A 26,487-nucleotide genomic window follows, 5' to 3' on the forward strand; every position below is an offset into this window, starting at 1 on the left:
CGCGTATTGGTGAAATGGACATCTCTTTTTCAAATACTTTCAGCATCTTAACATTGCGGCACGACCGCCCTATTCCGCGGCATTAGCGTCCTGAACCGGCACCAACTATTTTCGTAAAAGTCAAAACATCGCCTCAAAGCTACGTCATCTTTGTTTCCAACGAGGCAACAAATCGATGCGGCAAACGCAGGAGACGAACCCATGAAACCCAAGACGCAAAAACGCTGGATCAAATCCATCCTCAAGACCGCGCAGGAAGAAACACCCGCCCTGCCATGGCAACGCGGCTCCCGCCGCGCACGCCTTGTTGCCACGCGCAAAACAAATTCCCTCCAGGCCAAAACGGCCTGACCTCCCCCCGGCGCTTCTCCAGGGCGCCAACCGGTCCCCTTCCAGGACCATCCGTACATGCGTAAACACGCCGGGTCGCCAAGTTGGTGGCCCGGTTTTTTTGTGCCGCCTCTGCCGCTTTCGAATCGAAATATGGCAGCGACAGCCATGGTGCGGAAACAATCCAGCGGACCTCGCGGGATTGATCTCAGTTGCTCCATCAATGTTGGTAATACTTTGACAATCCCCGCTCAATTACGTCATTTTGGCCATAACGTAACCATCAAGTCCTTCTGTCGTTGTCGGTGGGGGCCGGCGCGGATGTGACAAAGCTGAAAGGCCTTGCACATGACATCCCCTCTCAGGGTTCCCTCCGAACCTGATCAACTCTCTCATCCCTCCGCCGCATTACCGGCGCAACCTCGGCGTAAAACTCTCATGCGCAAATACGAGGTTGCGTCACTGGGCAAAGGTGGGCGCGTGTCTTACTCCGACCATGTCGCTCCCGCCTCTATTGCGTTTGAATCGGCTTTTGCCGCCTTCGCGCGTGGCACCATGATTTCTACCGTGAATGGGCCTTGCGCCGTCGAAGACCTCGCCCCCGGGGCATTGCTCGAAACGCAAGAGGGCATCGCCCAGCCCATTCTCTGGATCGGGCGTATGATGCTTGTGCCAACAGCTCCGGTTCATACCCCGGCTCAGCTAAAGCTAACCCGTATCATGGCCGACAGCTTCGGCCTCGCCCGTCCTATGCCTGATCTGCTGCTTGGCCATGCCTCCCGCCTTGCGCGAAGCCCTGCGGAACTGCGCGAATACGCGCTGCAAACGACTGTGCTCACCCCGCCACACGCTTTCATCGACGGCGTCAACGTGATCGAGATCACCCCCTCCCCGATTGCGCTCTATCACATCGGCCTTGGTCGTCACGCCATCCTGAATGCAGCTGGCCTCGACGTAGAAAGCTTCCATCCGGGCCTGACACTCCTGCGTGAGATGGGCCATAATGCGCGGGCGCTCTTTTTGTCGCTTTTTCCACATATCAAAAGCGAAGACGGCTTCGGCTCGCTTTGTCAGCCCCGCGCCGGTGCTGGTACACTGGATCAACTGAGCTTGCCCTAAAACCCGCCTCGCGGTTTACGACAGGACGCCCAGCCAAACCCAGACTGTGAACACCGACAAAGCAGTGCCCAACAGCACGCTTGACGCGGCCACGCGTTGCCCACGCCCATAAAGCGAGGCAAACACATAGATGTTGATCCCCGGCGCCATCGACGCGGTCAACACGGCAGAGCGGAAAGCACCTTTGCTCAATCCCGTTGCCGTTCCCATCAGCCAAACGACCGATGGATGCAAAACAAGCGCCGCGAAGCAAACATAGGCGATCACTTTCATGTCGCCTTGCGGGCGGTATCGAAACATCACCCCGCCCATCCCGAACAACGCCACCGGCAGCGCTGCGCGCGTCAGCAATTCGACCGCGCTCATAACCAGATCCGGCACCGGCACAGCCAACAGGTTGACCGCAAATCCCAAGGTAATCCCAAGGATCAGCGCGTTGCGAAACATCGCCTTGAGCACAGTTCCCGGCAGCTTGGCCATGGACTGCCCTCGCGCCCGCACGATCTCCATCGCGGTAATCCCGATACCATAGCAAATTGGCGAATGGATCGCGACAATGGCATAGTTCGGGCCCAAAGCATCGGCGCCAAACGCCCGCTCCGTAATCGGCAACCCCAGCATCAGAGAGTTAGCAAACAGACAGCCAAAGCCGATGGCGACCGCATCCTCCCATTCGCGCTTAAAGAGATAGCGCGCCCCGATCAGCCCGAAGCTGAAACTTACGATCGACCCGGTGTAAAAGCTCACCAACAAAGCCGCGTCGAAGTTCGCCCCAAGGTCAAGCGTCGCAATCGCCTTGAACAGCAGCACCGGAAAAACGAGGTTCTGCGTAAAGCGCATCAACCCATCAATGTCGCGTTCGCTCAAAATTTCGCGCCACACGGCGGCATAGCCGAACCCGATAACCAGAAAAACGGGAAGGATCACGTTCAGCAACGCTTGCATCGCTCAAACCTTTCCGTTTGTTGCTTGGCACCGATGCGGCTCGGTCCGGCTCATTCCGGAAAGCTCAACACCATGCCATCAAAGGCAGGTGTGATGTGGTCCGGCGTTTCTGCTTCGAGCGTGTCGTAATCAAGATCGATATGCATGTTGGTCAGCACCGCGCGTTTCGGGGCCGCCCGCGCAATCCATTCCAATGAGTTCGCCAAATGCGAATGGGTCGGGTGCGGATCGCGGCGCAACGTATCGAGGATCCAGCATTCCAGCCCTTCTACAGCGCGCCACGCCTCTTCTGTCATCTCGGCCACATCGGGCAAATAGGCCAAGTCACCGATCCGAAAACCCAGCGCATCAATTGATCCATGCCCCACTTTGAACGGCTGAAAGGTAATCGCACCGCCAGCCCCCTCGATCACCACATCACCACGGATGGTGTGCATATTCAGGATCGGCGGATAGGGGCTGTCTTCGGGTTGCACAAAGGCATAGCCAAAGCGTGAAAACAGATCGTTCTGCGTGTCGCCATCGGCCCAGACATCCAAGCGCTTGCGCATGTTGAACACGATCATGCGCAAATCATCCAACCCGTGCACATGGTCCGCATGGCTATGGGTCCAGACCACACCATCCAGCGCGCCAACCTCCGCGTCAAGCAATTGCGAGCGCAAATCGGGCGAGGTGTCGATCAATACCCGCGTTGTGCCGTCATCGGTGATCCGCTCTACCAGCATCGAACACCGCTGGCGCCGGTTCTTGGGGTTGGTCGGGTCGCAATCGCCCCAATGCCCGCCCAATCGCGGCACCCCACCGGACGAGCCACAGCCAAGAATGGTAAACCGCATCTCTCCCATTACGCTGCCACCTCATAAGCCGCGGCTTTCCAGAACAAGCGCTCGAAATTTACCTCGGTCTGGGCGGCAAAGTCGGCGTAATCCATGCCAAACACCTCAGCCCCCACTTTCGCCGTATGTGCGGTATACGCTGGCTCGTTGCGTTTGCCGCGATAGGGTGGCGGCGCAAGGTATGGCGCATCGGTTTCCACCAAAATCCGCTCCACCGGCGTGGCGGCAAAGATGTCGCGCACCTCTTGGCTTTTCGGGAAGGTCGCGATCCCCGACATCGACAGGTAAAATCCAAGTTCCAGCGCCACACGCGCAAGCTCTGGCCCAGACGAGTAGCAATGCATAACACAACCATACGCGCCTTTGCCGTGCTCTTCGCTCAGAATGCGTGCCATATCTTCATCCGCCGCGCGGGAATGGATTATCAACGGCAACTTCGTGCGCCGCGCAGCTTCGATATGCAGCAAAAGGCTCTCTTGCTGCACCGTCGCGCTTTCGGCGGTATAGTGGTAATCCAGCCCGGTTTCCCCAATGCCGACAAATTTCGGATGCTGTGCCAGCGCGACAAGCTCCTCAACCGACGCCATAGGCTCTTCTGCTGCACTCATAGGGTGGGTGCCTGCGGCAAAGAAAACCGGCTCATGCGCGTCCGCAATCGCGCGCACCTGCGGCACGTTCCTAAGCCGCGTGCAGATCGTTACCATCCGCGCAACGCCCGCCTCTGCCGCTCTTGCAATCAACGCATCATGCTCGCCATCGAAATCCGGGAAATCGAGGTGGCAATGGCTATCGGTAATTTGGACAGTATCGCTCATCAATGGGCTCCGTCGGGCGGCGCTTATCCCGCGGCCCTTTCTCGTATTTTGAACAGGGTATCAAGGATCAGGGCCGAAGCGTCAAGATTGACCGCCCGACCATGACGCATCCGCTGCCCCAACTCTTCTTCCAACTCGGCCCAGCGCCGTGCTTGCCACGCATTCGGAGCCAGCCGCGCGAAAAGTTTCGCCTCGCCATTGGCGGCCTCTGGCGTTGGCGCAACCCCCATCGCACCACTCCGCGCCATTCGCGCCAAAAACGTCTCGATCAGCCCGATCAACAGATCGAGCTTCGTCTCCGCGCCCCGCCCCGCCGCCGCATCCGCGACCGCCATCGCGCGCGGTCTGTCAAGGTTCGGCAAATCCGCCAACAATCGCACCAACTCAGAATAGATCGCCAACCCACCAAGATTGATCAGCCGCACCGCCTCACCCACCGACCCAGCAGAAAGCGCCGCCAGCGCCGCCTCCTGCCCCGGTTCCGGCGCAATGCCGGCCTGGGTCAACGCACGCGCCAGATCATCAGGCGCAAGCGCCCCAAGCCGCAATTCGCGACAGCGCGACCGGATCGTCGGCAAAAGCCGCGATGGTTGGTGCGCAATCAACAACAGTATCGTGCGTGCTGGCGGCTCCTCCAACATTTTCAACAAGGCGTTTGCCGCCGCCGTGTTCATCTCGTCCGCGGCGTCAACGATCACCACGCGGCGGCCGCCCTCTGTCGCCGACAACGATAGAAACGAAGTCAATTCGCGGATTTCCGATACCCGGATTTCCTGAGAGAACTTGCCATCAAGAAAATTCTTGTGACGGTCATTTTCGCTCGTTCCCGACCCGCCCCGCCGGATCAACTTCAGCCCCGGCTCTGACCTTGCCGCGATCCGCCGTGCCACAGGGTGTTCCGGGTCGATGCGCAGAGTTGATGGTTTCTCTGGCGCATCGCCAAACAGGCTTGGCCCATCATTTGCATCCGGTGTGGCCAACAAAAACCGCGCAATGCTCCACGCCAGCGACGCCTTACCCACTCCGCGCGGCCCGGTCAGCAACCAACCGTGATGCAACCGCCCTGCATTGAACACTTCCAGAAACTTACGCTCTGCCTCTGCCTGCCCGAATACCTCTACCGTGTCGCGCGGGTGCGGAGCCCCAGCAATCCGGTCCGGCTCAGGCTGCTCTGCATCACTCATTGCAGATGCTCCAGCACCGCCTGCGCCACATCTTCGGCTACTGCGTCAATAGAACGTCCCGCATCAATGATTGAAAACCGCGTCGGGAATTCTTCGGCCAACGCCAGAAACCCCTGGCGCATCTTGACCTGAAGACCGGCTCCGAAATCCTCGAACCGCTCTTCTACAGTTTCGCGCGCTTTGGCCCGTGAGTGCCCGACCTCCGGGTCCATGTCGAACAAAAGGGTGAGGTCCGCTTCGACCCCGATCATCAGATCGTGAAGCGCATCTACCTTGGAGCGCAAATTTCCCCGGCTTAGCCCCTGATACATTCGCGTGCTGTCAACAAACCGATCGCAGATCACCACTTTGCCCGCGCCCAATGCTGGGCGTATCGTGCGTTCCAAATGATCGCGCCGCGCCGCTGTGAACAGCAATAATTCGGTTTCGGCCGACCACCGATCTGGGTCGCCCTCAAGCACCAAAGCGCGAATTTCCTCAGCCCCCGGCGATCCACCCGGCTCGCGTGTCAAAACGACGTCAAAACCACGCGCCTGCAATTGCTCGGCCAATAGACGGGCCTGAGTCGACTTTCCCGATCCGTCGATGCCTTCCAAAGTGATGAAGCGCCCGTTTGGGCTGCTGTCCGTGCTGCTCAAAACGCCCCCTCTGGGCCTTTGTTCAGCCGATCCAGCAAGATCATGGCAACCGTTTTCACACGCACAGTAAATCCGCCTCGCGCCACATCCGCAGCAGCCATAAGCGGCACGCGCATCTCTTCCAAGCCTTCCGGCCGCACGATCAACTCTGCCAGCTTGTCACCCTTCTTGACCGGCGCGCGCACCGGGCTCTGATAGACAATCTCACCGTCGACCTTGCCATTAGAGGTGACCGGCACCAGTGCTTTCACGTCCTCTCCTGCCGCCAGCCCCACGCTCGGCGCATCGCCCAGCCAAACCGGCGCCTGCGTCAAGATCTTGTCCTTCTCAATCACGGTTTTTTCCGAAAACTGGCGGAAGGCCCAATTGACAATCGCCTCCGCCTCTCGCGCTCGCGCTTGTGCAGTGTCGAGCCCCGAGACCACGAAAATCACCCGCCGATTGCCCTGAACTGCCGATCCGACGAGCCCATAGCCCGCTTCGTTTGTGTGACCCGTTTTCAACCCGTCCGCACCGATGCCAAGCCCAAGCAGCGGATTGCGATTGCGCGTGTTCTGCGGTGCGCGCCCATCAAACTTGAACTCGGTTTCGGCAAACATCGGATAGTATTCTGGGAAGTCCGAGATGATCCGATTGGCCAGCAGCGCAAGATCACGCATGCTCATCCGGTGGCCTGCCGCAGGCCAGCCATTTGAATTCACAAAGGTGGAGTTGGTCATCCCCATCTGCACAGCCCGCTGAGTCATAAAGCGCGCAAACCCGGCTTCGGTTCCGTCCGGGCTCAGAGCTTCGGCGATCACCGCACAGGCGTCATTGCCCGAAAGGACAATGATCCCACGCAACAGGTCTTCGACCACCACGCGATCGGTCGTGTCCAAAAACATGGTCGAGCCGCCATAGTTCATTGCGTGTTTCGACACCGGCAACTTTTCGGACAGCGAAAGACGTCCCTGGCGGATTGCCTCAAAGGCAACGTAAAGCGTCATGAGTTTGGACATCGACGCAGGCGGCAACGGCGTGTCGGCATTCTTGGCCAACAGAACCGTTCCGGTGGTCTGGTCCAAGATATAGGCAGCGCGCGCACGGGTCTCGAACGCAGCCGCCGACATGGCGGTCATCGCAATGGCGACAACACCGAAGAGCAATCGGGCAATAAGTGTTTTCATAAGGCGACTCAGGCTCAGTTCGTTACGAAATATGCGTCAGTAAAGCCCGATGCTTTGATCTTTTTCAACAGGGCCGCCCGATCCGCGCTGGTATTCGCCGGTCCGACCAGCACTCGCCAGAACGCCTTACCATTTAGCTTCTGACGTTTCACCGTCGGAATCATTCCGGCCTGACGCATAGCGGTGGCAGTGTTGTTGGCATTCTTCTCAACGCTAAAGATGCCGATCTGAATGAATGGCTTACTCAGGCTACTTGCCCTTGGTTTCGCCTTGGGTTTCGGTACAGGAGCTGACGCCGCGGCGGCTGGTGCCGCTGGCTTCTTCTCAGCTTTCGCAATGGCCGCAGCCGCACCAGCGATTGGATCAAGCGGTTCGGCCTTCACATCAGCGGGCGCTTTCAACTCTCCCGCAGGTGCAGGCGCGGCCGCCGCCGGCGGCTCGACCTCAACTTCTTCACGACGAAGGGCTGTGACATTCAATTGCATCGGCTGCCCCGCCAACATCCCAAGCGCATCGGCTGCGTCGGACGATACCTGCAAGCGCGGGCCGGGGTTTTCACGTTCGCGCCGGAACAATGCGCCAACCACGAATTTGCCGTTCGCAGTGTTGCGAATAATCACCCTTTCGGGTTCTTTTACATCTGGGTGCGCCACCCAGACTCCACCAAGAGACGGTCGCCCATCCCAAAGTCCGGCTTCGGTCTTCTGGAACACCTCGGGCACCTCCACATCGCGCTCAACCACTTTGCCGCTGCTTTTTTTGGCAACCGGTGCTGCGGCCTCCTCGGGCGCTTTCTTTTGGAAAGGGTTGAAGGTCTGGCCGTCCTGGCACCCAGCAAGGGCCACTGCCACACTTAGGAAAACCGCCGATTTTCCGGCCACGAAAGCGGTCCGTTTTCTGATCCCCACGAAACCCATGCCTCGTCCTCTGCTCGCCTGCGCCCCGGTTTTCCGGTGGCTGTTCTTGCCATTGTTTTCACGCCATTCCCGCGTCATTGCAGGTGGCATGTTCGCGCAGTGTAGCCGTTCGTCTCTTTTATGGAAAGTCTGCGTCACACCATAAGCGAAAATTCGACGGCATTCACAAGTATTCAACGATCAAAGGTTCGACAATCTCGCGAATTTCCGCTGGCGCGGCCTGTGGTGCAAAGCTTTTGGCGACAATGAAGACACACACGAAATTACCCTCAAAGCACAGAGTTCCGTCTTGATATCCCTCCACACGGAAGGTGATCGACTTGGTTCCCAACTTGGTCGGTGCCACCTTGCAAATCAGCCGATGGCGCGGCGTGATGGTCGAGCGGAAATCAAGCGACATATGCACGAATGGCGTGCCATAGCCCCGGTCCAGCTCCATCTGAAACCAACCATCACCACCCAGATGCGCTTCCCACCAAGCATTGATCGCATCCAGCGCCCAATTCGGAATGCGTCCGGTGTAGGCAATCTTTGCCGGGTCGCAATCGCCCCATGTCACCCGAATTTCATGCTCATACGCCTCGTCGGCAAAGCTGCTCGTCATTGCTCTTCCTTCTCTGACCTGTCGGCCTCATCTATCTCGCTGCGGTAGGTGCAGCGCCGCAACCATTTCTTCAAGCGTCGCCACCGGAACGCCCAACAGAACATCTTGGCCACTTGCGCTGCACGCCCGCAGGTGCTCTTCAGCCCGTTTGATAATCTTGCTCACAGCCTTCTCGCGGCCCATCTTGCGCTTAAGCTGGCCGTTGGCCACCTGGATAAGCCCCTGCACCATCTGTCGTTCGCGCGAATTTTGCGGCAAAGCCATCCAGACGGCTTCGAAAAGCTCATGTGCCTCCCAATAATACCCGGTGCGCAACCAGTCCCACCCAGTTCGCCACGCCTCACTGCGCTCAAGCGCAGCGATCCCATCTGATCCACGCGCAGTTTCGCAAATGCTGTCGAATGCCGCCTCCGCATGGCGCGGAGTTTGCCCCGGCACATAGGCATAGGGCGGTCGGTTTTGTCTTGTTCCGGTGTCGTTCATCGCCGCCATCTTACCATGCAAAAGCCCGGCACCAAATGATGCCGGGCTTGTTCTTCCCATGTCTGGCTTAGCCTTTGTACTCTCCCATCAAGGTGCGCGCCTCGTCGATCAATGCTTGCCCGTCGATACCGCGTCCCTTCATGTCCGCAATCCAGCTGTCATAAATCGGCTGTACCAACTTTCGCCATTCCTCGGTGCCGGCCTCGTCGATCGTGATGATCTTGTTTCCTCGGTCCACCGCGATCTGGCGCGCGGGACCATCGGAATCGGCCTGCGTACCACCAGCGAACACCGAGAATTCAAGCCCTGAATTCTTATCGATCACGGCCTTCAGATCATCCGGAAGACTGTCATACTTGGGCTTGTTCATCGCCAAAACAAAGGTCAGCGTATAAAGCGCTGCGCCCTCAAACTCGGTATGGTTGCCCACCAATTCTGGCACTTTCAACGCCGAGGTAACCTCCCAAGGGATGGTGGTGCCGTCGATCACGCCCTTGGATAGGCCTTCTGACACCGCAGGCACCGGCATGCCCACCGGAGTTGCGCCTACAAGCTCAAGAAGTTGGTTCACCAACCGAGAGCCGCCACGGATCTTCATCCCCTGAAGATCACTCGGCTGCATCACCGGCTCTTTGGTGTGGATCATCCCCGGGCCATGCACCCATGTACCCAGAATATGCACATTGGCAAACTCAGAGTCTTTCATGCGGCTTTCGTAGAGCTTCCAATAAGCATATGACGCGGCACGCGCGTCTTTCACCATAAAGGGCAGTTCAAAAACCTCGGTGCTGGGATAGCGGCCAGGCGTATACCCAACTACGGTCCAGACCACATCAGCCACACCATCAATCGCCTGATCCATCAATTCAGGAGGTTTACCGCCAAGCTGCATCGATGGATAGCGATCAACCTTGATCCGGCCTCCACTGTCTTTTTCGACATTGTCAGCCCATACATCCAGAACGAGTTTCGGCACATTGGCCTGCGGCGGCAGGAATTGGTGCAGCTTAAGCGTCACCTCTTGCGCCCAACCGGCCCCCACGCCCCCTCCCAAAGCCAACGCAGCCACCGCTGCCCCGCCTACAAATTTCAAAAGTTCCCTTCTAAACGACATGTTTTCCTCCCTGACATGCATCTAATCTGCAATATAGTGCCTATCTTTCCTTATATTGCAACAGATTCGCCTCTTTGTTGGCTCGCACACCCGCATTCTCACTCTTTCAGAATCAACTTCCTTTCTTTAGGAGCGTCAGAACCGGAGGAGTGGCAGAGTGGTCGAATGCACCGGTCTTGAAAACCGGCGTGGGTTAACGCCCACCGTGGGTTCGAATCCCACCTCCTCCGCCACCAACAATCGGCCGCAAATTTTCAAGCATAAACAAAAGATTATCTCCCATAGGGACGCTTTACCACACTCCCTTTCCACACCTCTTTTCCACACTTCAGGTACTCAAGAAACCGACGAAGAAGTTCGGAGGCCGCTTCGAAAAGACGACAACCGATTCTACGCTGCCTTTACAGCCATAACATTCCATAAACTGAATACTTTGTTCGGTGAGGCGGATAGACGGTATCGGAACAGGTTTCCAGCACTCTTGATTATAGGCTTCAGAACATCGAGCTTCCGATTGCAAAACCGCACTAAATACCTGCCCAGGACCGATGGTTTTCAAACGCAGTCTGGCTTGGGCGCTTTGAATGATCCTTTGGGAGAGATAAGGGCGCAAACCTCAGGAATATCACTGCTTTTGCACCCGGCGGCGGCAAAACAGAAAGAAAGGCAGGCTTTGGTGAAGCTCGTATTCGACATTGAGAACATATCGGCGTTTTGCGAAGTTGCCAGGGCTGACGGGCTTGAATTTATCAAGATTCACAAGGCTGGCAGATATGAATTTGCCAACGCCGAGAACCCTTCCAAGAATTCGATTCTGGTGTCAAGTCGCACGATCCGAGAGTGACGGTTTCGGCCCATTGCGGTCATCCACTGGGCATATCAAATGCTGCGCTGCGGCACGTCAAACCTGCCGATCGTTGCGGGCGTAATGGGCTACCAAATATTACCGCGTCTCTGGAGATAGCTAGGGTTCTTCGTTCGAGCCATTTACCACACTTCCTTTCCACACCTAGGCGCCGAAATAGGTCAATAAACTCATATAGTTCAATAGGTTTGTCCGGCCCATCGGAATATCCCACCTCCTCCGCCACCTTATCATTTTGTTGAATTTAAGAGAACCGCTTTAGGTATCAGTTCTTCAATGATTTTATAGGGTTACAACCAACCCTCGATTTACTTGAGTTTCCTTCGGTTGTTTCTATATTTGCTCATTGAGTGGTATTAAATGTGGTATTTTTTCTATGGCGCTGACTGGCAAATTGACCAAGGAACTGGTGGAAAACCTCAACGCTGGTCGTCACGGAGATGGCAACGGACTCTATCTGGTTGTTGATCCGTCGGGGGCGAGGCGCTGGATCGTGCGGGTCGTGGTTAAGGGGCAGAAGAACAAAAAAGGCGCCCCCTGCGGACAGATTTTGGTCTTGGTGGCGCAGACTTAGTGACATTGCATCAAGCGCGGGAGCGGGCGCTGGAATATCGCCGCATGGCCAAACAGGGGCTGAATCCAAGATTTAATGCGCATATGACCAGTGTCCGGTGTCATTAAGGAACTCCTCAGCCGACGCCTCCGCCGGTTGTTCCCAAATATCTGATTTTTGGTGAAAAAAATAGCGAAACTCAGCTTTCATGCGCTACCAACGAGTTCGGTCGGTTACGTCGCGTTGCGTTGCAACATTCTATGTGTAACAAATTGCCAGCGCGGTCGGCCCTCTGTCTTTCGCTGCAGCACACTATCTGCATGTGCTGTGCCAATTCACAAAAGACAGAATGAAACGAGAATATTATGCTAGCTCAAGGCACGATGACGACTGCTGAAAATGCAATTGATAGCGCGGAGGGACCTGTCTTCAATAGCATTTGGCTTCATGGCCTCTAAATCGTTGTTCGCGGGCCTCCATGCCGATCTGTTTTCGTTGCTAGCTGACGGGCCCATGACGGCTGAAGCCTTGGCCAAGGCCGCGGACATCCCGCTCAACCGCATCGTTATATTGACAACGGCACTTGTCAGCGTTGGTCTCCTCTCCATCAAAGACGACAAGAAGATTCAGAACTCTCCCGCGGCACAGAACTTTCTGTCGAAGAGCTCGAAGTACGACTTTGGAGACTACCTGCGCTATCAGATCGACCAACAGATGTATCCGTTCTTGCTACAGCTGAACGCCGTAATGAAAGGTGATTTGGCGGATGATGCGATCGCCTCCTACAAACACTGGATGACAGACGAAGAACAGGCGTCGGTCTATTCTGAAAGTCAGCACGCAGGGTCGCTTGGACCCGGCCGGACCCTTGCGCGAAAGGTCGACCTCAGCAATGCAACCGAACTGCTGGATGTCGGGGGTGGAACCGGCGCGATGACGATTAGCCTTTGCAGGGAATATGAGAAACTTCAGGCGACGATCATCGACTTCCCGAATGTGGCGGAGATAGGCTGGCGCTTCATTTCCGAGGCTGACCTAGTTGACCGCGTTCGCTACATTCCTGGCAACGCAATCGAGGCTCAGTGGCCGACAAACCAAAACGCCGTTCTAATGTCTTACCTGATGAGCGGTGTGCCAGGTAGTAGCGTCGAAGGGCTGCTACAGAAGGCGTTTGATGCGCTGGCCCCCGGTGGTAAGTTGATGGTTCACGATTTCATGGTCGAAGAGGACCAGCGCGGCCCAACCCTTGCCGCACTCTGGCAGTTGCAACATATGGCATTCACACCTGAAGCCCGTTCGCTCTCGGTTGGTTGGTTGACGCAAACAGGGAAAAGCATCGGGTTCAAGGTCGACGACGTTGATAATCTCATTCCCGCGATGACCAAGTTAGTTGTCTTCTCGAAACCAAATTAAGTGTGAGGGGAAATTATGCCGACATTCCGTTTGCATGAAGAACCGATTCAGGACGACTGGTTGGATGCCTATGGACATCTGAACGAGGCTTATTACCTCGTCCCGTTCAGCAACGCCACCTAGAAGGTACAAGACCACTTTCGCATCGGGCGCGCACATTTTGAAAAATCTGGTTGCGCGATGTACACGCTCGAAACCCATTTGCGGTATGTCGCAGAGGTTCGCACACCGAACACCTTGTCGATTGAAACCGCCATACTGGGGGTGGACGCTAAACGACTGCATATTGGACACACGATGTGGTCCGGCACACGCGAATGCGCGACATTCGAATGCATGCTGTTGCACTATGACACCCGAGTTGAAAGCACTGCAGCCTTTCCTGAGGACATCCACAAAGCTTTAAGCGATGCGATCCAGACTCCGGCACCAGAATGGGTTGGGCGAGCACTGCGCCGATTGGATTGAGACCCTCCATTCGGTTGGGGATCAGATTTTCAGAGTAACATTTTGAGGCGCTTAGCTAAAATGGGATTACGACACCGAGTAGCCGCCAAAGCTGCCCTTCATGCACAACACAGCATGGGTCTAAGAAGGCTCAAAGCAGCCGATCTTCGCTTTGCTACATAACGGCACTGAGTGAATGCTTGCCGCTATCGTCCACGGCTCACAGCGGACATTTGTGCCTGGTGCAGCGAACGGCTGAATCGAGCCCACACCGAACCCTCTAATTCTATGCTGCGTGTGCTTGGAGCGCAAATTGCACTTCAAACACGCTGTTTTCTATTTCGCATTGGAAGTTAATGACCGGCCTTTCATACAAACTGCGGGGATGATCCGTTGGCTTCTGGAAAACAGGCTGCGGCCTCATCGCAGGGGATATTCTCAAGTTGGATCGTAGAGTGGGCGATGCCAAAGTCGTGTTCCAACTCATGCGTGATGTGGCGCAGCAAGGCATCGCCTTCGACACCTTTCCAAACCAGATGAACCGACAGGGCGGTGCGGGTGGTCGAAAGAGCCCAGATGTGTAAGTCATGGACGCCACTGACGCCGGGTTGATCGCCCAACCAATCAATGATCGCTTGACGGTCGATGTTCTCGGGTACGCCGTCCAGCTCCAGTCTCAACGAGTCGCGCAGCAGACGCCATGCCGTTACCGCGATCACAAGGCTGACGCCGATTGCGACAACGGGATCAAGCCATGCCCAACCGGTCAGCATGATGCCCGCCGCCGCCACAACAACTGCAAGAGATACAGCAGCATCCGCCGCCATATGCAAAAACGCGCCCTTAGCATTCAGATCACCCTTTTGGGAGCGCATGAACAACATCGCTGACCCTGTGTTGACTGCGATCCCAATCAACGCGACCCACAAGATTGTCGCCCCAGGTAGATCGTCCGGCGTACCAAATCGCTGCGCCGCTTCCCAGATCACCAGCACTACGCCGATAAGGATGGCAACGGCGTTGAGCATCGCTGCCAGGATTGTCGCCCGCCCATAACCGAAGGTGTAATTGCTGGTGCCAACACGTTTGGCCAGGACAGTCGCCCCCCACGCGATCAACAACCCCGCAACATCGGTCAGGTTGTGCGCGGCATCAGCCAGCAACGCGAGGGACCCCGTGAGGAACCCAGCCGCGCCTTCGATGATCACATAGCTGGTGTTTAGCCCGACTGCCCAACGAAACGCGGGACCAAGGTCGGTCGGAATGGAATGTTCATGCTCATGTGGCATGGTTTAATCCTGTCTACGTATATTTCCGGAAAGCTTGGTCGCGCCTGCCAAAGTATTGTAAATGATACCGTATTTCTGAAGGTTGCGATGCAGCAGCTGGAGCCGCTGACCCGTCTTATCAGTATCTACAACGATCTCGTACTCAACTTGGGTCATCTTGGGCGGACTATTCTGCCGCGTTCCGCGAATGGCAACGTCGATCCCGCGCAGGTCGAAATGAAGCATGGGAATGACCCGTTCCGTCCCCTTGAGGATACAAGCCGCAAGGCTGGCCAAAGGCGTTTCAGCGGGATTAAAGGCGTCAGGCCGTCCCTCCATATAGGTGTGAAGAACACTCCGGGCCACTTTGGCGCGGGGCTTAAGCGGATAACCATTGGTTCACCTTGACCGCATCAGGCAAACCGCCCGCATGGACCAACTTACCATCCACCGCGACCTGGTGTCGACATGACGCCCGCCATTGCGATGGATTTCGCGTCTGATATTTTCTCGATCTTGACGTCTACACCCAACTTTGTGGCGGCGTCGCGCACTATCGTTTCGGTTGCTTCACAGCGTTTGCAACCGGGGCCGTATATTTTGACGGTTTTCATGATGTGTCCTTTCAGGATCTAAAATTAGAGGAAGAAGTTGAACAGAAAGCCGGTGGCCAGAATGCCGGACGCAACGACTGCGATGAAGATTGCGATCAACCGTAATGTGAGAACCTGCTTGAGAATGATCATTTCCGGCAGCGACAAAGCGATCACTGACATCATAAAGGCGAGGGTTGTGCCCAAAGCGGCCCCCTTGCCAAGCAACGCTTCGACGATGGGGATGACTCCAGCCGCATTGGTGTACATCGGTACGCCCACCACAACCGCTGCAGGCACAGACCACCACGCCTCACCGCCCATGATCTTCAGCATCATCGTTTCGGGAACATAGCCGTGGATCAAAGCACCGATCCCGATCCCGACCAGAACCCAGATCCAGACCTTGCCGACGATCTCGCGAACTTGCTCAACGCCCTGCTTCAACCGATCCACAAAAGTGATCTTTTCTTCGGGTAATTCGCCCACAGGGCCTGCGTTGAGCTCACGCACCCAATCTTGCAAATAGCGTTCCAGTCCCATTTTTCCCATGACATACCCTGCAACAGTGGCAATCGAGAACCCGAATACGAGGTAGATCGTAGCGATCTTCCAGCCGACCAAACCAAAGAGAAGGCCGAGGCCGACAGGACCAACCATCGGTCCCGCGATGAGGAATGAGAACGTCACGCACAATGGGACGCCAGCCGAGACAAAGCCGATGAACAACGGCACCGACGAGCACGAGCAAAACGGTGTCAGCACCCCGAGCATCGCGGCCAATGGGTAGCCCAAAATCTCGCGTTTACCCGCAAGGATCGCACGGGTCTTTTCGGGGCTAAACCAACTGCGCAGCACACCCGTTATAAAGACGATGCTTGTGAGGAGCAGGAGTACCTTTGGCACGTCATATGCGAAGAACGCGATGGCCTCGCCGGTGTGGCTGTCGCGGGCGACAGGAAACAGGGCGGTGATCCACTCGGAAAACGGGATCAGTCGTCCGTAAGCCAGCCAGCCTACGACTGCAGCTACTCCAATGCCCACATACCAGAGCTTGTCTGACACTTCCAGACGAGGAGTGATTTCATGCGTTTCAGTGGTCATGCTGTTTCCAGTTCAAGGGATTTTTCTCCATTTAGTACAGCTGAGAGCACGGCCATGACTTCCGGCGTCATTCCGAGTTTCGCCGATACCGCACCCATTGCGCATCGCGCCGGTCAATCACGAGACCCGCTTCACGCAATATTTTCATGTGCCGCGACATCCGGCTTTGGCTTGCGTCAAGCCGGCCCATCAATTCACAAACGCAATGCTCTCCCCCATCCCATAGGATCGCGAGGGCACTGCGGCGGGTTGGGTCGCAAAGAGCGTTGAGTATCTGTTGCATGCTCTTTGCAGTATGCGTTCAGACGCATATGCGCTTTGATCCTTGTCAAAGTCCTTCGGAAGAAACGACGAATACAAAAAAGGAGACATTGGAGCAGGCATCAACAGTTCACAATTCGTCCTACGACCATCGAGTCAGGCACAATGAGACGAAAGGGTAGTTTGGATGGAAACACAGAAACCCTTCGGCAACAACCGCTTCGACAACACAGGTCGCGCCGCAGAGTAATGAGCGTTGCACATGCTAAGAAATGCTGCGTGTGCGAAGGTAAAAATTTCAAGGTCAGGTTTGTCCGCAAAGCGCAGCGAAAGCCCGCTTTACGCCAATTCTGTGGAAAAACTAATGTTTGCGAGCGCAGAAATGGTTGTTCCAAATGCGGCGCGAGCGCCTTTCCTGTCAGGCTTTTCACATTTGCTGCGGTGCGGGAAAGATCTTGGCCAATTTCCGGAGGTTTTGGGCGGTTGCGGCGAGCAGGATTGAGCCAGGACCATGGCAGCCAGTGGGGCCGCATAAGCCCGAAGCGAACGTCATTTGCGCCCCATGGTCCACGTAATCGAAGCAGTCCCAAGCCAAGAATGCGTTTGAGGTGCGCGAAGAGCATCTCGACCTTCTTTCAGAGCTTCATCGAGATGTCGCATTGGTTGGTCTTGGCGCAGTCGCGAGCAACTTGCCGGGCGTCTTCGTGCTCCTCGCGGGTGATCTTGCGAGCGTCCGCATTTGGGCAGCATTTGGCTTTGGATGGACAGGGCTGATAGACCTCTTTCAGGGCTCGGTAGAAAGCTGTCCCTTTACCGCTCGGCCCACGGTGCAAGTAGAGGGCGGCCTGCTAGATCAGACAAGGGATTATGCGAAGCAAAATGGGATTAGCGGCGCGCAGGACCGCGACGTTTTGCGCAAGATCTGGGACACATATCGCGGCGTCGTTCATTTAGGTATGGCGATGGACTATTGCGAAGATGATCCTGAGACGACATGGCACCTACTTCACCTTGCAGAAACGTTTCGCGCTGGGCTCAGTGGAACTGCCCCAAAGGCACCTCATTGCCCTATGTTGATCTTGAAACGCAGATTTCTTTTATTTTGCATCAATAAGTTAGAATCCCCGAAGTGTAGATCGGGGACTGCCACGATCCTTAGTTAGGGTTCAATTCATTCGCTGACATTCAATTCAGCGAAAGGAACCCAACCGCGCCAAAACTATTTGAAGATGAACGTTGCTACGTCTTGGGAGATCTCGAACTCGAACTTCTGGGGGATCGCGATAAACTGGCTCAATGGCGCCACAAGGGCGTGGGGCCCGCCTATTACAAGATCGGCCGGAAGGTGATCTATCGCGGCTCTGATCTGAACACCTGGCTTGCCGCAAACCGTTACGATCCGTCTCAAGAAGGCGCGAAGTAATGTCTCTTCTTGTGGTTCTTCCTCAACTCTGGCGTGCTCTATCTGGCGCAGTTGGCGGTGCCAAATGAGCCGCTCTTATAAAGGCGTTCGACTCAAGAAAAACCGCGTTTACTCGACCGAGGATTTGCAGCTTGCCTTTGCAGTGTGCGCCAACACGATCTCGAACTGGCGGAAAGCAGGGTTGCAACCTTCTGATCGCAAACGACCCTATGTGTTCCGTGGGGGCCTTGTTATGGCATTTCACAAAGCGCGCCAAAAGAGAGAGCAAACGGGGCTGAATCCAGGTGAGTTCAAATGTACAGGCTGCAAGTTAGCGGTGTTTCCTGACCTGGACAGCCTCACCACGAACCGTGTTCGCAACGGCTCCAACATGGCATTTGGCCAGTGTTCAGAGTGTGGTTGCCACGTCAGAAAGTTCATTTCTGAGGCCGATTTGGTGGTGTTTGAACAGTTGCGCAAACCCAATACCACCGCGGACCCGTCACACGAAGGAATTGTGCGAGGGCCGGTGGTATTGGGATTAGCATGGAAACGGAAGAGGCGCGCTGGTGGTTGGCGAATGACCGCATTATCTATGATTGGCAGGTTCACGCAGGCCGGCTTGCTGAGCGAACTATGGACCAGCATCTTTCGGCAATTCGATTCATGGAAATTGTTTTGGAGGGGAAGCCCTTCGACAGGCTCACGCTCCGGGATGTTGATCGCGTGCGTAACACCTTGAAAAAGGCGATGATGACAAGGGGAGACGGTCAACAATCAAGATCGACCGCTTCCCATCAGGCCTCTCAGATTATGAACTTCCTAGAATGGTTGATCAAGCAGGATGGCTACAAACGCCTCCCTGCCGACCTGCCAAGCTACATTCAACTACCAAGGGCGGCATATGCCAAAGGGGAGAAGGCCTATGCCTCGCTTGAGGAAGCGGAAGTACTTTTGCGGAGAATGCCAGAGCTGAGTATCGAGGACAGAAGATCCCGAGCGATGTTCGCTATTGCGTACCTTGGAGCATTACGCGCGGATACCATCACCTCATTGAGGGTCGCCCACTTTGATCGAGAAAGCCGCCAAATCATTCAGGACGCGACCACGTCGCGCACAAAAAATGGTAAAAGCCTTAGGGCCAGTTGGTTCCCAGTCGCCGATGTGTTTGTCGATGCTGTGGCCAATTGGGTGGACTACATTCAGTCTCAGGGCATCCGGGGGGAAGATGCGCTGTTCCCCAGCATTCCCGTGTTGAGGCGAAAGTCGTTTTTGCAGGAAGTTGGGCGCGCACCGATTGAGCCGATGACCTCGAAGGACGCCGTAACAAAAGCCTTCGCCCTTGCCTGCCGAGGTACGGAGAGCAAGTACAACCCCCACTAGGTCAAGGACACGCTCGCTGCTGAACGCGACCGTCGGTCATTGACGCATCAGCAACGCAAAGCTTGGTCCGAAAACATGGGGCATGAAAGCGAAAAAATCACCGAGCTTCATTATGGCAAGCTTTTTGAGAGCGAGCGTTTCGCTCTGTTTGATGAGATTGATCAGGACAAGCAGGAAAACGAGACCGCACCGCAAAAAATGACGGACGCGCAAAAGCTCGCGCTGATGAACGAGTTGTTGGCGAAATTTGGCTTGCAGTGAGAGTTCCACCCAAGCCCAACAGGACTGCGATAGCCAGCTCATTTCTCTCGCAGTGGGTCGGTTCGCGGTTGTGGCTGGACCTCGGAATTTGAACAGAGCTAACCTAAATTAGAGGACTCTCAGGGGAGCAGGTCATCGGCCCAAAGCGAACATTTTCATGCAGATGAAACAGCTGGAGGAACGCCTTGGCGCCACACTTTGTCAAAGAGGCCGGTCACGCTTATGGCTGACGGACAAAGGCAAAATAGTACTCGATTCCTGCCACGCTTTGCTTCGTTCGATGGATGACTTTCGGGCCGTTGTCTCCGCCAGGCGGGATCAATCTCAGAACGCCTACACCTCAGCATTCTAGACTACTCTATTTTCAATGATGGCTTCAAACTCGCCTTCGCAATCCGGCAGTTAAAAGAGAAGATCCCTAAGTCGGAAAACGGACTGATCAGCGTTCGAGGCTAGGCGCAACGATAAGCTGAGATAACACGAATGCTGGACCATACTGTAAATCCCTTTGAATTTGGCGCCGCAGAGTTCGGTTGAGTAAATTAGCGCACTTTCCTTAACAGTTGTATGCTTTTGCACTGCATGACTTTTCTCGCCGAAAAATCCTTCATTGCGTGAACCCCGCCCTAAAAAGGCCTCAATTGTGATTGTAAATATCTTTAGTATATATGCTTAAGTTATTCTGCCTGACGGCGCATGTTGCTATCGATGATACGCAGAAAACTCCAAAACTGCGGTCAGATCTGAACTTCGAACCCCAGCAATACGGAGGGGAGGCGACGTTTGAGCAAATCGAAGCGTCAGGCAGACAAGCACCGTCTAGAAAGGGCCGACAATGAACATTTTACTGGTTGATGACTCCGCTTTTATGCTGGATTTCTTGCCTGTCATTTTGGAGCAGGCGGGCTACTGCGAGGTCAGTTTGGCGGACACGGGCGCGGCCGCGCTGAACATGATCGCGGCTGCAGAGCAGAAGTATGACTGCTTCTTGTTGGACATCGATATGCCGAAAATGGACGGCATCACTCTGTGCCGCCGGATTCGCGAGATGGAAGATTACAGCACGACCCCAATTATCATGCTGACACAGAAATCCGAGATCAAATTCGTGGAAGGTGCATTTGCCGCCGGAGCCAACGATTACATTACCAAACCGTTTGATATTAAGGAGATCGGCAACAGGCTGCGTGTGGCCGATCGGATGAAACAGAGCACTTTCGACGCGCTTCTCGTCGAACCCGGTGAACTGCCAGAAGACGGCGACAAGGGCGTGCATAACTTCGCGCTCGAAGACGCTGTCCATGTAATCAAAACCGAGCGGCTGGTGACTTCGTTTTCCTTGGGGAATTACCTGTCGAAACTGTCGCGAACACAATTAAATGAATGCCAGATTTTTGCCGTCCGAGTCGACAACATCGAAAATCTCTACAACTCATGCAATAGTCGGGATTTCGCTTCGGTGCTGTCGGCTGTGAACACTGCGATCGTTGAAGCAAGCAAATGCCCCAAGTTACTGGTTTCACACGTCGGTAACGGCACGTTCCTGTGTATTTCAGTCGGAGATTCACTGCCGCTCTGGCCGCAAAGTGAAGTTTTGATCCAGGAGCATGTCGATAACAGCAGTGTCGCCAAAAAGTTCGCCGACGAAATGATGATCACTATCTCCGTTGGCAAATCAATTCTTCCCAGTTCAAGCCGGAACCAGCGAGTAATGCTATCTTTTGACCGTGCCATTCAACGGGTTGCAGCACGCCAGCAGGCGAAACTCAAATCCGTTGCGCGAGATGCATCGCGCCTGACCGTTGTTTACTAAGGCGACGACGGTTTCCGACCAGTATAGCAGACTGTCCCGGTAGAAACCTTCGAGTTGGTGAGTCTTTCGCCCGGCTGCGCCCATGGCAAGCGCAGCCGGGCGCCAACTTTGCGCCGTGCCCAACCGGGGAACGCTTCCAAGAGCTGGCAAGCTCGCTAAAAGCGCGTGCTGACACTCAAGCCGAAAACTTGCCGTTTGTCGCCAGCTTCGTGTTGAAACGGTTCGGCAAGGTAGAGCGAAACTGGCGTCTTTCCGACATCAAAAGTTAGCGAAAGCCCGGCACTGCTGCGGCGATAGAAGCGGTCATCAATCGCGCCTGAGAGCGTATCATCCAGACCCCAACTGGCACCGGTGTCCACGAAAACCCCAACACGCATCGGCACGCGAGAGTTTTTCCCGAACTCATGCTGCAATTCAAGCGAGGCCTTGGCAAAATGGTTACCACCAAGAAAATCGTCACCATCACGCGGGCCGATACCGCGCGGCGCAAAACCGCGGAACGTATCCGCACCCGGAAAGAACCGGTCAATCGTGCGGGTGACGTTGCCCCTCGTCCCGCTTACCGTGCCACCCTCGACGCCGATTAGAAAGCGCAAGCGCGGCGCCAGAGGGACCTGTAGCTGGGCTTCCAGACGGGTATCCATGATCTGGTTACTGGTGCCGATGTTCCATACATATTGGTGAAGGTTGACCTTGTATCCCATCTGACGCCAAGTGTCTTTTTCCTGCTCGGATTTTGCTAAACTGCTATGCTTGAGGCTTAACCGCGCAAAAGGCGCTGCGATCCCATTTGTCTGCTCTCGCGCCAATAGGGCGCTGGAGCCGGGGGAGACATCACGCAAGGCGTGATCTCGAAAGCCAAGCCCGATCTCCAGCCGGAACCGGTCAGAGGGCGCCCATACGAGGTAGCCCTCAGCGCGAAGCGTTTCATGCGTAAAGCTCTGGTCTTCGTATTGGCTGCGTCCAGCCGTGAGTTCGAGCCCGAAATCCAGCGCAGTGCCGAAGGCTTCGGTGCGATACAGATTTGCACCTAACCTCTGAATTTCCGCACCGTATTCCAAGCTCACGGCGCCATAGGTCTGGGGGAAAAGATTGTAGCGCTCGAAATGTAGACTGCCGGTAATTCCGTCCTGCGACACGTAGGCCAGCGTGGCGTCGATCCTGCCGGGGCGGGTATTCAGCTCTTGAACGTCGATAAACAGAGTGTCGCCCTGCCGCGTCAGGGTGACCGTTTCGAAAACACCCGTCGAGATCAGGCATTCTTCGATCGCGCGCAATTCGAACTCGAGATATTCGATGCCGGTTTCAGCACCACAGGTTGCACGGATGTCCTCCTCCGGAATGAACTGCGCGCCGCGAACGATGACCTCGCTCACGATCCGGGCGTGGGCAGGCAAAGCGGCGAACAATCCGACAAAAGCGGCGAGTGCACAGAACAACAGGGTCGTTAGGCACTTGCGTCGAGCATGAGTCTCAACGCGGGTCTTGGGGGTGAGCACGGCAGTCTTTCACTTTCTTTGGCAGCAACTTGTCTTGAGGTCCGAGCAGGTAGTCATCGGGGTTGGCAGAGGGGCGGCTTCCTTTGGAAGATTGCACCTTTGAATGGCGCAAAAATGCAGGGCGCCTCGGGTTTAATGCAACCTCGCTTGTAAGAGTGGTTTGGTCAGATAGCTCAACACCGATCGTTTCCCGCTTTCGATGTCGACCTGAGCGATCATCCCCGGCCGAATCCAGTATTTCTCGCCAAAGCGCTCCAGATAGCTTCGCTCAGTCTTGACCATCACGCGATAGAAATCCATTGCGCCCTTGGCGGTTTCTTCTTCCACGGTGTCCTCGGAAATCTGGACGACCGTACCGCGCAGATCGCCATAAGTCGAAAAGTCGTAGGCCGTGATCTTGACGCTTGCGGGCATGCCGGGCGCAATAAAGGCGACATCGCGCGGCAAAACCTTGGTTTCGATAATAAGCTGATCATCTGTTGGCGTGATTTCCATAATCGGTTCGCCTGATTGGACCACGCCGCCCAAGGTGGTGACATTGATGTTATTGACCCGCCCGGACACAGGCGAACGGATTTCGGTGCGCTGAAATTCATCTTTCTTGCGGATCAGATCCTGCTGCAATTCGGCCAGCTTGGATCGGCGCTGCGACAGATCCTTGTAGGCGTCTTGAACATAGGCGTTGCGGGTCTCGCTTATTTTGCCGTCAAGCTCGGCCAGCTTCTGTTCAAGCTCCAGAAGGGAAATACGACTGACCGAGCCGGCCTTGGAGAGCGGACGCGTCATGTCGGCCTGCTCACTGATAGATTTGCGTTGATCTTGTAACGCCTTCAGCGATGCCTCGAGCTTTGTCCGCCTTGCTCTGAACAGGCGGAGCTCGGTCTCCTCGGCGACATTAGGCTTGGGGCCAAAATCCAGTGCCGGGCGTTCGAGAACCTCTGCCTGTAAACGCGCTACCTCGGCGGTCAGCGTCATGATGCTGGATTCCACCGCGCGAAAAGCCGATTGTGATCTCGTTGGGTCGAGCTTCACCAAAACCTGGCCTTGCACGACTGTATCGCCTTCGCTCACGTTAAGCTGGGCGAGGATGCCGCCCTCGAGGCTTTGAATTGTTTGCATGCGGCGCAGCGGAATGACCCGTCCGTCGCCACGCGTGATTTCGTTGATTTCTGCAAAATGCGCCCAAGTTACCGCCACGATCAATGCGAAAACGATGGTCTGAATCGTCCAACGTGCCGTCCTTATCGCCTTGCGCCGATAACTTCCGTCCAAGTGACTGGTTGAAATGGCGTCGTTTATCGTCATGTGACAGCTTGCACCGGATTTTTTTGCACCGAGTTGGCGCGGGCCTTGTTCAGAATTTCAAGCAGGTCACCATCGCGGGCAATCCGTCCGTCCTTGAGCACCACAGCTCTCTCCGTGAGTGCAAGAAGTTCGCGCTTATGGGTGGAAATGATGGCGGTCCGCCCGTTCAGCCACTCTTTCATGTGGTCGATCACCTTGTTTTCGGTGAGATGATCGAAGGCTGCGGTTGGCTCATCCAGCAATACGATTTTAGGGTCTTGCAACAACACTCGCGCAAGGCCGATCGATTGGCGCTGTCCGCCTGACACGTTCGCATTGCCGTGGATTTGCAGATCAAGTCCGCGCACATTCCGCCGCACAAAAGTGCCCAGCCCGACCGCATCCAGCGCTGCCAGGATTTCATCATCCGAATGCAGACCGTGGTCGAGAAGAAGGTTGTCGCGCAGAGTTCCTTGAAACAAGGCGACGCTCTGCGGGAGATAGCCGATTTGTCGCCGCCGGTCGATTGGGTCGATTTGGCTGAGCGACAGGTTGTTGATCAATACGCTGCCGGAATCCGGATCCGTAAGCCCCATCAGCAACCGAAGGAAAGTCGACTTCCCGGATCCGTTTCCACCTAAAAGCGCGATGCGTTCACCGGCATTGATTTTCAGGCTTGAAATCGACAAGACAGGCGGGGCCTGAGGGTCGTGGCGGAAGACTACATTCTCGATCTGGTAATCACCCGTCAGCGATGGGGCGCGGACGAAATGCCGGTCATTTGGCCGTTCGACCGGCATTTTCATGATATTATCGAGCCCTTCCAACGCCGCTCGAACCTGTTGCCACCGCGTGAGAAGTCCAGCGACCTGACCCATAGGAGACATTGTCCGGCTCGACAAAAGCGTACAGGCGATCAGGCTTCCCACCGTCAGTTCGCCTGCACTGATCAGATATACGCCGCAGATTACGACCCCGGCATAGGCAATCTTCTGGATCGTGCTGACCAACTGCACCATCAGGTTGGTGATGCTTCTGGTTTTCACGGCAGTTGTGGCCATCGTTTCGGTCAGTTGCGCGTGAGCACGTTGAAGACGACCTTCGGCGCGTGCTGCTTTCACCGTCTCGAGATTGGAAATGGTTTCGAGCAAAAGGCCGTTCAAAGCAGCGGCTTCGCGCGTGCCTTCACGCGATGCCCGAGCCAGCTTTTTCTGCATCAATAGCCCCGGAAGAATCGTGAGGATGACGCCAGCCAGCACAACATAGGCAATCGGCCCCCCGATCATCCAAATGACGCCGACGAAGACCAGCACGAAAGGCAGGTCGCAAATCGCGGTGACCGTGCTTGAGGTAAAGAACTCGCGCACTGTTGCAAAATCCCGGACCTGGTTTGCAAAGGCTCCGGTCGAAGCAGGCTGATGCTTGAATCGCATGTTGGTGACTTTACCGAACAACTGAGCGGACAGCCGAATGTCTAGATCGCGGCCCGACACGTCGACCAGAGAAGCACGCATGAGCCGCAAAATGAGTTCAAGAATGATGGCGATCCCGACACCGCTCGCCAGGATCCACAAGGTATCAAAGGCATTGCTCGGAACAACGCGGTCATAGACTTGCATCGAAAACAGAGCAGTAGCGACGGCAAGGATATTCGCTGCAAAAGAGGCAAGAACCACATCACGGTAGATTCTAAGGTTGCCAAGCACCGGCCCCAGAATCCAATGCCCGCGGTCCTTGTTCGGCTCATCCAGGCGGTCGGTTACAATATCAATGGGCTTGGAAATAAGAATTCGCCCGTCGTGGGCGGTTTCAAGATCTCTCCTTTTCCATATAGCGCGGCCACCACCGGCTTCTGGCAAAATAACCGTTACCTTCGTATCCGACAGCTTTTCGAGAACGACTGTTTGGCCTGATTTAAGCATCACCAGGACTGGCAAGGAGTGGGTTGGTAGATTTGAAAGGGTTTCTTCGCTGATCCGACAACTCATATTGGCGCGCCGAAGCGCCAGAGCGGCAAACTCGACATCCAGACCCTGCCCTTTTGATTTGGGCAGACCGTCAGTCAGCTGTGCCGCTGAGGTCGCGACACCTTGAACGCGGCATAATTCAACCAGACCTTGGATCAGCGACTCTGAGTTTGTTTGGCTGGTCATTTTATTGCTCGCATGAAGGTGTTTATTCATTCTA

26 protein-coding genes, 1 tRNA gene and 2 pseudogenes are annotated in these 26,487 nt (G+C 55.6%); 10 read left to right on the forward strand and 19 right to left on the reverse strand.

The genetic code is table 11. The features are described from left to right. Positions 1-201 precede the first annotated feature (201 nt). Both N4R57_17205 and N4R57_17210 read left to right on the forward strand, forming a co-directional pair. Positions 202-351 carry a hypothetical protein gene (locus tag N4R57_17205; protein UYV36711.1) on the forward strand — a complete coding sequence of 50 codons (150 nt, stop codon included), beginning with the start codon at positions 202-204 and terminating at the stop codon, positions 349-351. A gap of 459 nt (positions 352-810) precedes the next feature. Beyond that, positions 811-1,449, forward strand: coding sequence for a Hint domain-containing protein (locus tag N4R57_17210; GenBank protein ID UYV36712.1), 639 nt, complete (start codon positions 811-813; stop codon positions 1,447-1,449). A gap of 15 nt (positions 1,450-1,464) precedes the next feature. Here the strand turns inward: N4R57_17210 and N4R57_17215 are convergent, their stop codons facing one another. From N4R57_17215 to N4R57_17260, 10 genes are all read right to left on the reverse strand, one after another. After that, complete coding sequence (locus N4R57_17215) at positions 1,465-2,394, reverse strand: AEC family transporter (GenBank protein ID UYV36713.1); 930 nt, start codon at positions 2,392-2,394, stop codon at positions 1,465-1,467. A 50-nt stretch (positions 2,395-2,444) separates the two neighbouring features. Continuing rightward, the gene (locus N4R57_17220; GenBank protein UYV36714.1) at positions 2,445-3,242 is read right to left on the reverse strand and encodes an MBL fold metallo-hydrolase; all 798 of its coding nucleotides are present in this window, start codon (positions 3,240-3,242) and stop codon (positions 2,445-2,447) included. Beyond that, positions 3,242-4,048: a TatD family hydrolase gene (locus N4R57_17225; protein ID UYV36715.1), complete on the reverse strand. Its 807-nt coding sequence runs from the start codon at positions 4,046-4,048 to the stop codon at positions 3,242-3,244. Before N4R57_17225 ends, N4R57_17220 begins: the two co-directional genes overlap by 1 nt. A gap of 23 nt (positions 4,049-4,071) precedes the next feature. Continuing rightward, positions 4,072-5,232 carry a DNA polymerase III subunit delta' gene (locus tag N4R57_17230; protein UYV36716.1) on the reverse strand — a complete coding sequence of 387 codons (1,161 nt, stop codon included), beginning with the start codon at positions 5,230-5,232 and terminating at the stop codon, positions 4,072-4,074. Next, positions 5,229-5,870 carry a dTMP kinase gene (gene tmk, locus N4R57_17235; protein ID UYV36717.1) on the reverse strand — a complete coding sequence of 214 codons (642 nt, stop codon included), beginning with the start codon at positions 5,868-5,870 and terminating at the stop codon, positions 5,229-5,231. Before tmk ends, N4R57_17230 begins: the two co-directional genes overlap by 4 nt. After that, on the reverse strand, positions 5,867-7,036 hold the full coding sequence (locus N4R57_17240; GenBank protein ID UYV36718.1) for a D-alanyl-D-alanine carboxypeptidase: 1,170 nt from the start codon (positions 7,034-7,036) through the stop codon (positions 5,867-5,869). The genes tmk and N4R57_17240 overlap by 4 nt, the downstream gene beginning before the upstream one ends. A gap of 14 nt (positions 7,037-7,050) precedes the next feature. Continuing rightward, positions 7,051-8,043, reverse strand: a complete 993-nt coding sequence (locus tag N4R57_17245) for an SPOR domain-containing protein (protein ID UYV36719.1) — start codon at positions 8,041-8,043, stop codon at positions 7,051-7,053. A 73-nt stretch (positions 8,044-8,116) separates the two neighbouring features. After that, the gene (locus N4R57_17250; protein ID UYV36720.1) at positions 8,117-8,557 is read right to left on the reverse strand and encodes an acyl-CoA thioesterase; all 441 of its coding nucleotides are present in this window, start codon (positions 8,555-8,557) and stop codon (positions 8,117-8,119) included. A gap of 27 nt (positions 8,558-8,584) precedes the next feature. Continuing rightward, positions 8,585-9,100, reverse strand: coding sequence for a DUF309 domain-containing protein (locus N4R57_17255; protein UYV36721.1), 516 nt, complete (start codon positions 9,098-9,100; stop codon positions 8,585-8,587). 7 nt (positions 9,101-9,107) lie between these two features. Then, complete coding sequence (locus N4R57_17260; protein UYV36722.1) at positions 9,108-10,154, reverse strand: TRAP transporter substrate-binding protein; 1,047 nt, start codon at positions 10,152-10,154, stop codon at positions 9,108-9,110. Positions 10,155-10,297: 143 nt separating this feature from the next. On the opposite strand from N4R57_17260, the gene N4R57_17265 reads away from it, so the two are divergent. The 4 genes from N4R57_17265 to N4R57_17280 all read left to right on the forward strand — a co-directional run bounded on the left by N4R57_17265 (position 10,298) and on the right by N4R57_17280 (position 12,985). Next, a tRNA-Ser gene (locus N4R57_17265) sits at positions 10,298-10,387 on the forward strand. A 281-nt stretch (positions 10,388-10,668) separates the two neighbouring features. Further along, positions 10,669-10,998, forward strand: a complete 330-nt coding sequence (locus N4R57_17270; GenBank protein ID UYV36723.1) for a VOC family protein — start codon at positions 10,669-10,671, stop codon at positions 10,996-10,998. Positions 10,999-11,395: 397 nt separating this feature from the next. Next, the gene (locus tag N4R57_17275; protein UYV36724.1) at positions 11,396-11,593 is read left to right on the forward strand and encodes an Arm DNA-binding domain-containing protein; all 198 of its coding nucleotides are present in this window, start codon (positions 11,396-11,398) and stop codon (positions 11,591-11,593) included. A gap of 378 nt (positions 11,594-11,971) precedes the next feature. After that, complete coding sequence (locus N4R57_17280; GenBank protein UYV36725.1) at positions 11,972-12,985, forward strand: methyltransferase; 1,014 nt, start codon at positions 11,972-11,974, stop codon at positions 12,983-12,985. A gap of 815 nt (positions 12,986-13,800) precedes the next feature. Here N4R57_17280 and N4R57_17285 read toward each other — a convergent pair. From N4R57_17285 to N4R57_17310, 6 genes and pseudogenes are all read right to left on the reverse strand, one after another. Further along, on the reverse strand, positions 13,801-14,721 hold the full coding sequence (locus tag N4R57_17285) for a cation diffusion facilitator family transporter (protein UYV36726.1): 921 nt from the start codon (positions 14,719-14,721) through the stop codon (positions 13,801-13,803). A 3-nt stretch (positions 14,722-14,724) separates the two neighbouring features. Further along, positions 14,725-15,066, reverse strand: a complete 342-nt coding sequence (locus N4R57_17290) for an OsmC family protein (GenBank protein UYV36727.1) — start codon at positions 15,064-15,066, stop codon at positions 14,725-14,727. A gap of 74 nt (positions 15,067-15,140) precedes the next feature. Beyond that, the gene (locus N4R57_17295) at positions 15,141-15,314 is read right to left on the reverse strand and encodes a thioredoxin family protein (protein ID UYV36728.1); all 174 of its coding nucleotides are present in this window, start codon (positions 15,312-15,314) and stop codon (positions 15,141-15,143) included. Positions 15,315-15,338: 24 nt separating this feature from the next. Beyond that, the gene (locus tag N4R57_17300; GenBank protein ID UYV36729.1) at positions 15,339-16,397 is read right to left on the reverse strand and encodes a permease; all 1,059 of its coding nucleotides are present in this window, start codon (positions 16,395-16,397) and stop codon (positions 15,339-15,341) included. Beyond that, positions 16,394-16,680, reverse strand: a pseudogene (locus tag N4R57_17305) (metalloregulator ArsR/SmtB family transcription factor). Before N4R57_17305 ends, N4R57_17300 begins: the two are co-directional and overlap by 4 nt. Positions 16,681-17,085: 405 nt before the next feature. Next, a pseudogene (locus N4R57_17310) lies at positions 17,086-17,416 on the reverse strand (hypothetical protein). 488 nt (positions 17,417-17,904) lie between these two features. On the opposite strand from N4R57_17310, the gene N4R57_17315 reads away from it, so the two are divergent. From N4R57_17315 to N4R57_17330, 4 genes are all read left to right on the forward strand, one after another. Beyond that, positions 17,905-18,081 carry a helix-turn-helix domain-containing protein gene (locus tag N4R57_17315; GenBank protein ID UYV36730.1) on the forward strand — a complete coding sequence of 59 codons (177 nt, stop codon included), beginning with the start codon at positions 17,905-17,907 and terminating at the stop codon, positions 18,079-18,081. Positions 18,082-18,606: 525 nt separating this feature from the next. Next, positions 18,607-19,443: a site-specific integrase gene (locus N4R57_17320; protein UYV36731.1), complete on the forward strand. Its 837-nt coding sequence runs from the start codon at positions 18,607-18,609 to the stop codon at positions 19,441-19,443. Between the two features lie 39 nt (positions 19,444-19,482). Then, positions 19,483-19,704: a hypothetical protein gene (locus N4R57_17325; protein ID UYV36732.1), complete on the forward strand. Its 222-nt coding sequence runs from the start codon at positions 19,483-19,485 to the stop codon at positions 19,702-19,704. An 835-nt stretch (positions 19,705-20,539) separates the two neighbouring features. Next, a complete protein-coding gene (locus N4R57_17330; GenBank protein UYV36733.1) occupies positions 20,540-21,517 on the forward strand; it encodes a response regulator transcription factor in 978 nt (325 codons plus the stop codon). 155 nt (positions 21,518-21,672) lie between these two features. On the opposite strand, the gene N4R57_17335 is transcribed toward N4R57_17330, so the two are convergent. The 3 genes from N4R57_17335 to N4R57_17345 all read right to left on the reverse strand — a co-directional run bounded on the left by N4R57_17335 (position 21,673) and on the right by N4R57_17345 (position 26,483). Then, positions 21,673-22,956, reverse strand: a complete 1,284-nt coding sequence (locus N4R57_17335; protein UYV36734.1) for a BamA/TamA family outer membrane protein — start codon at positions 22,954-22,956, stop codon at positions 21,673-21,675. A 192-nt stretch (positions 22,957-23,148) separates the two neighbouring features. After that, positions 23,149-24,321, reverse strand: a complete 1,173-nt coding sequence (locus tag N4R57_17340; GenBank protein ID UYV36735.1) for an HlyD family type I secretion periplasmic adaptor subunit — start codon at positions 24,319-24,321, stop codon at positions 23,149-23,151. Continuing rightward, positions 24,318-26,483: a type I secretion system permease/ATPase gene (locus N4R57_17345; protein ID UYV36736.1), complete on the reverse strand. Its 2,166-nt coding sequence runs from the start codon at positions 26,481-26,483 to the stop codon at positions 24,318-24,320. Before N4R57_17345 ends, N4R57_17340 begins: the two co-directional genes overlap by 4 nt. Positions 26,484-26,487 lie beyond the last annotated feature (4 nt).

It is taken from the genome of Rhodobacteraceae bacterium D3-12 (assembly GCA_025916135.1).
In the GTDB taxonomy this organism is placed as follows: Bacteria; Pseudomonadota; Alphaproteobacteria; order Rhodobacterales; family Rhodobacteraceae; genus JAKGBX01.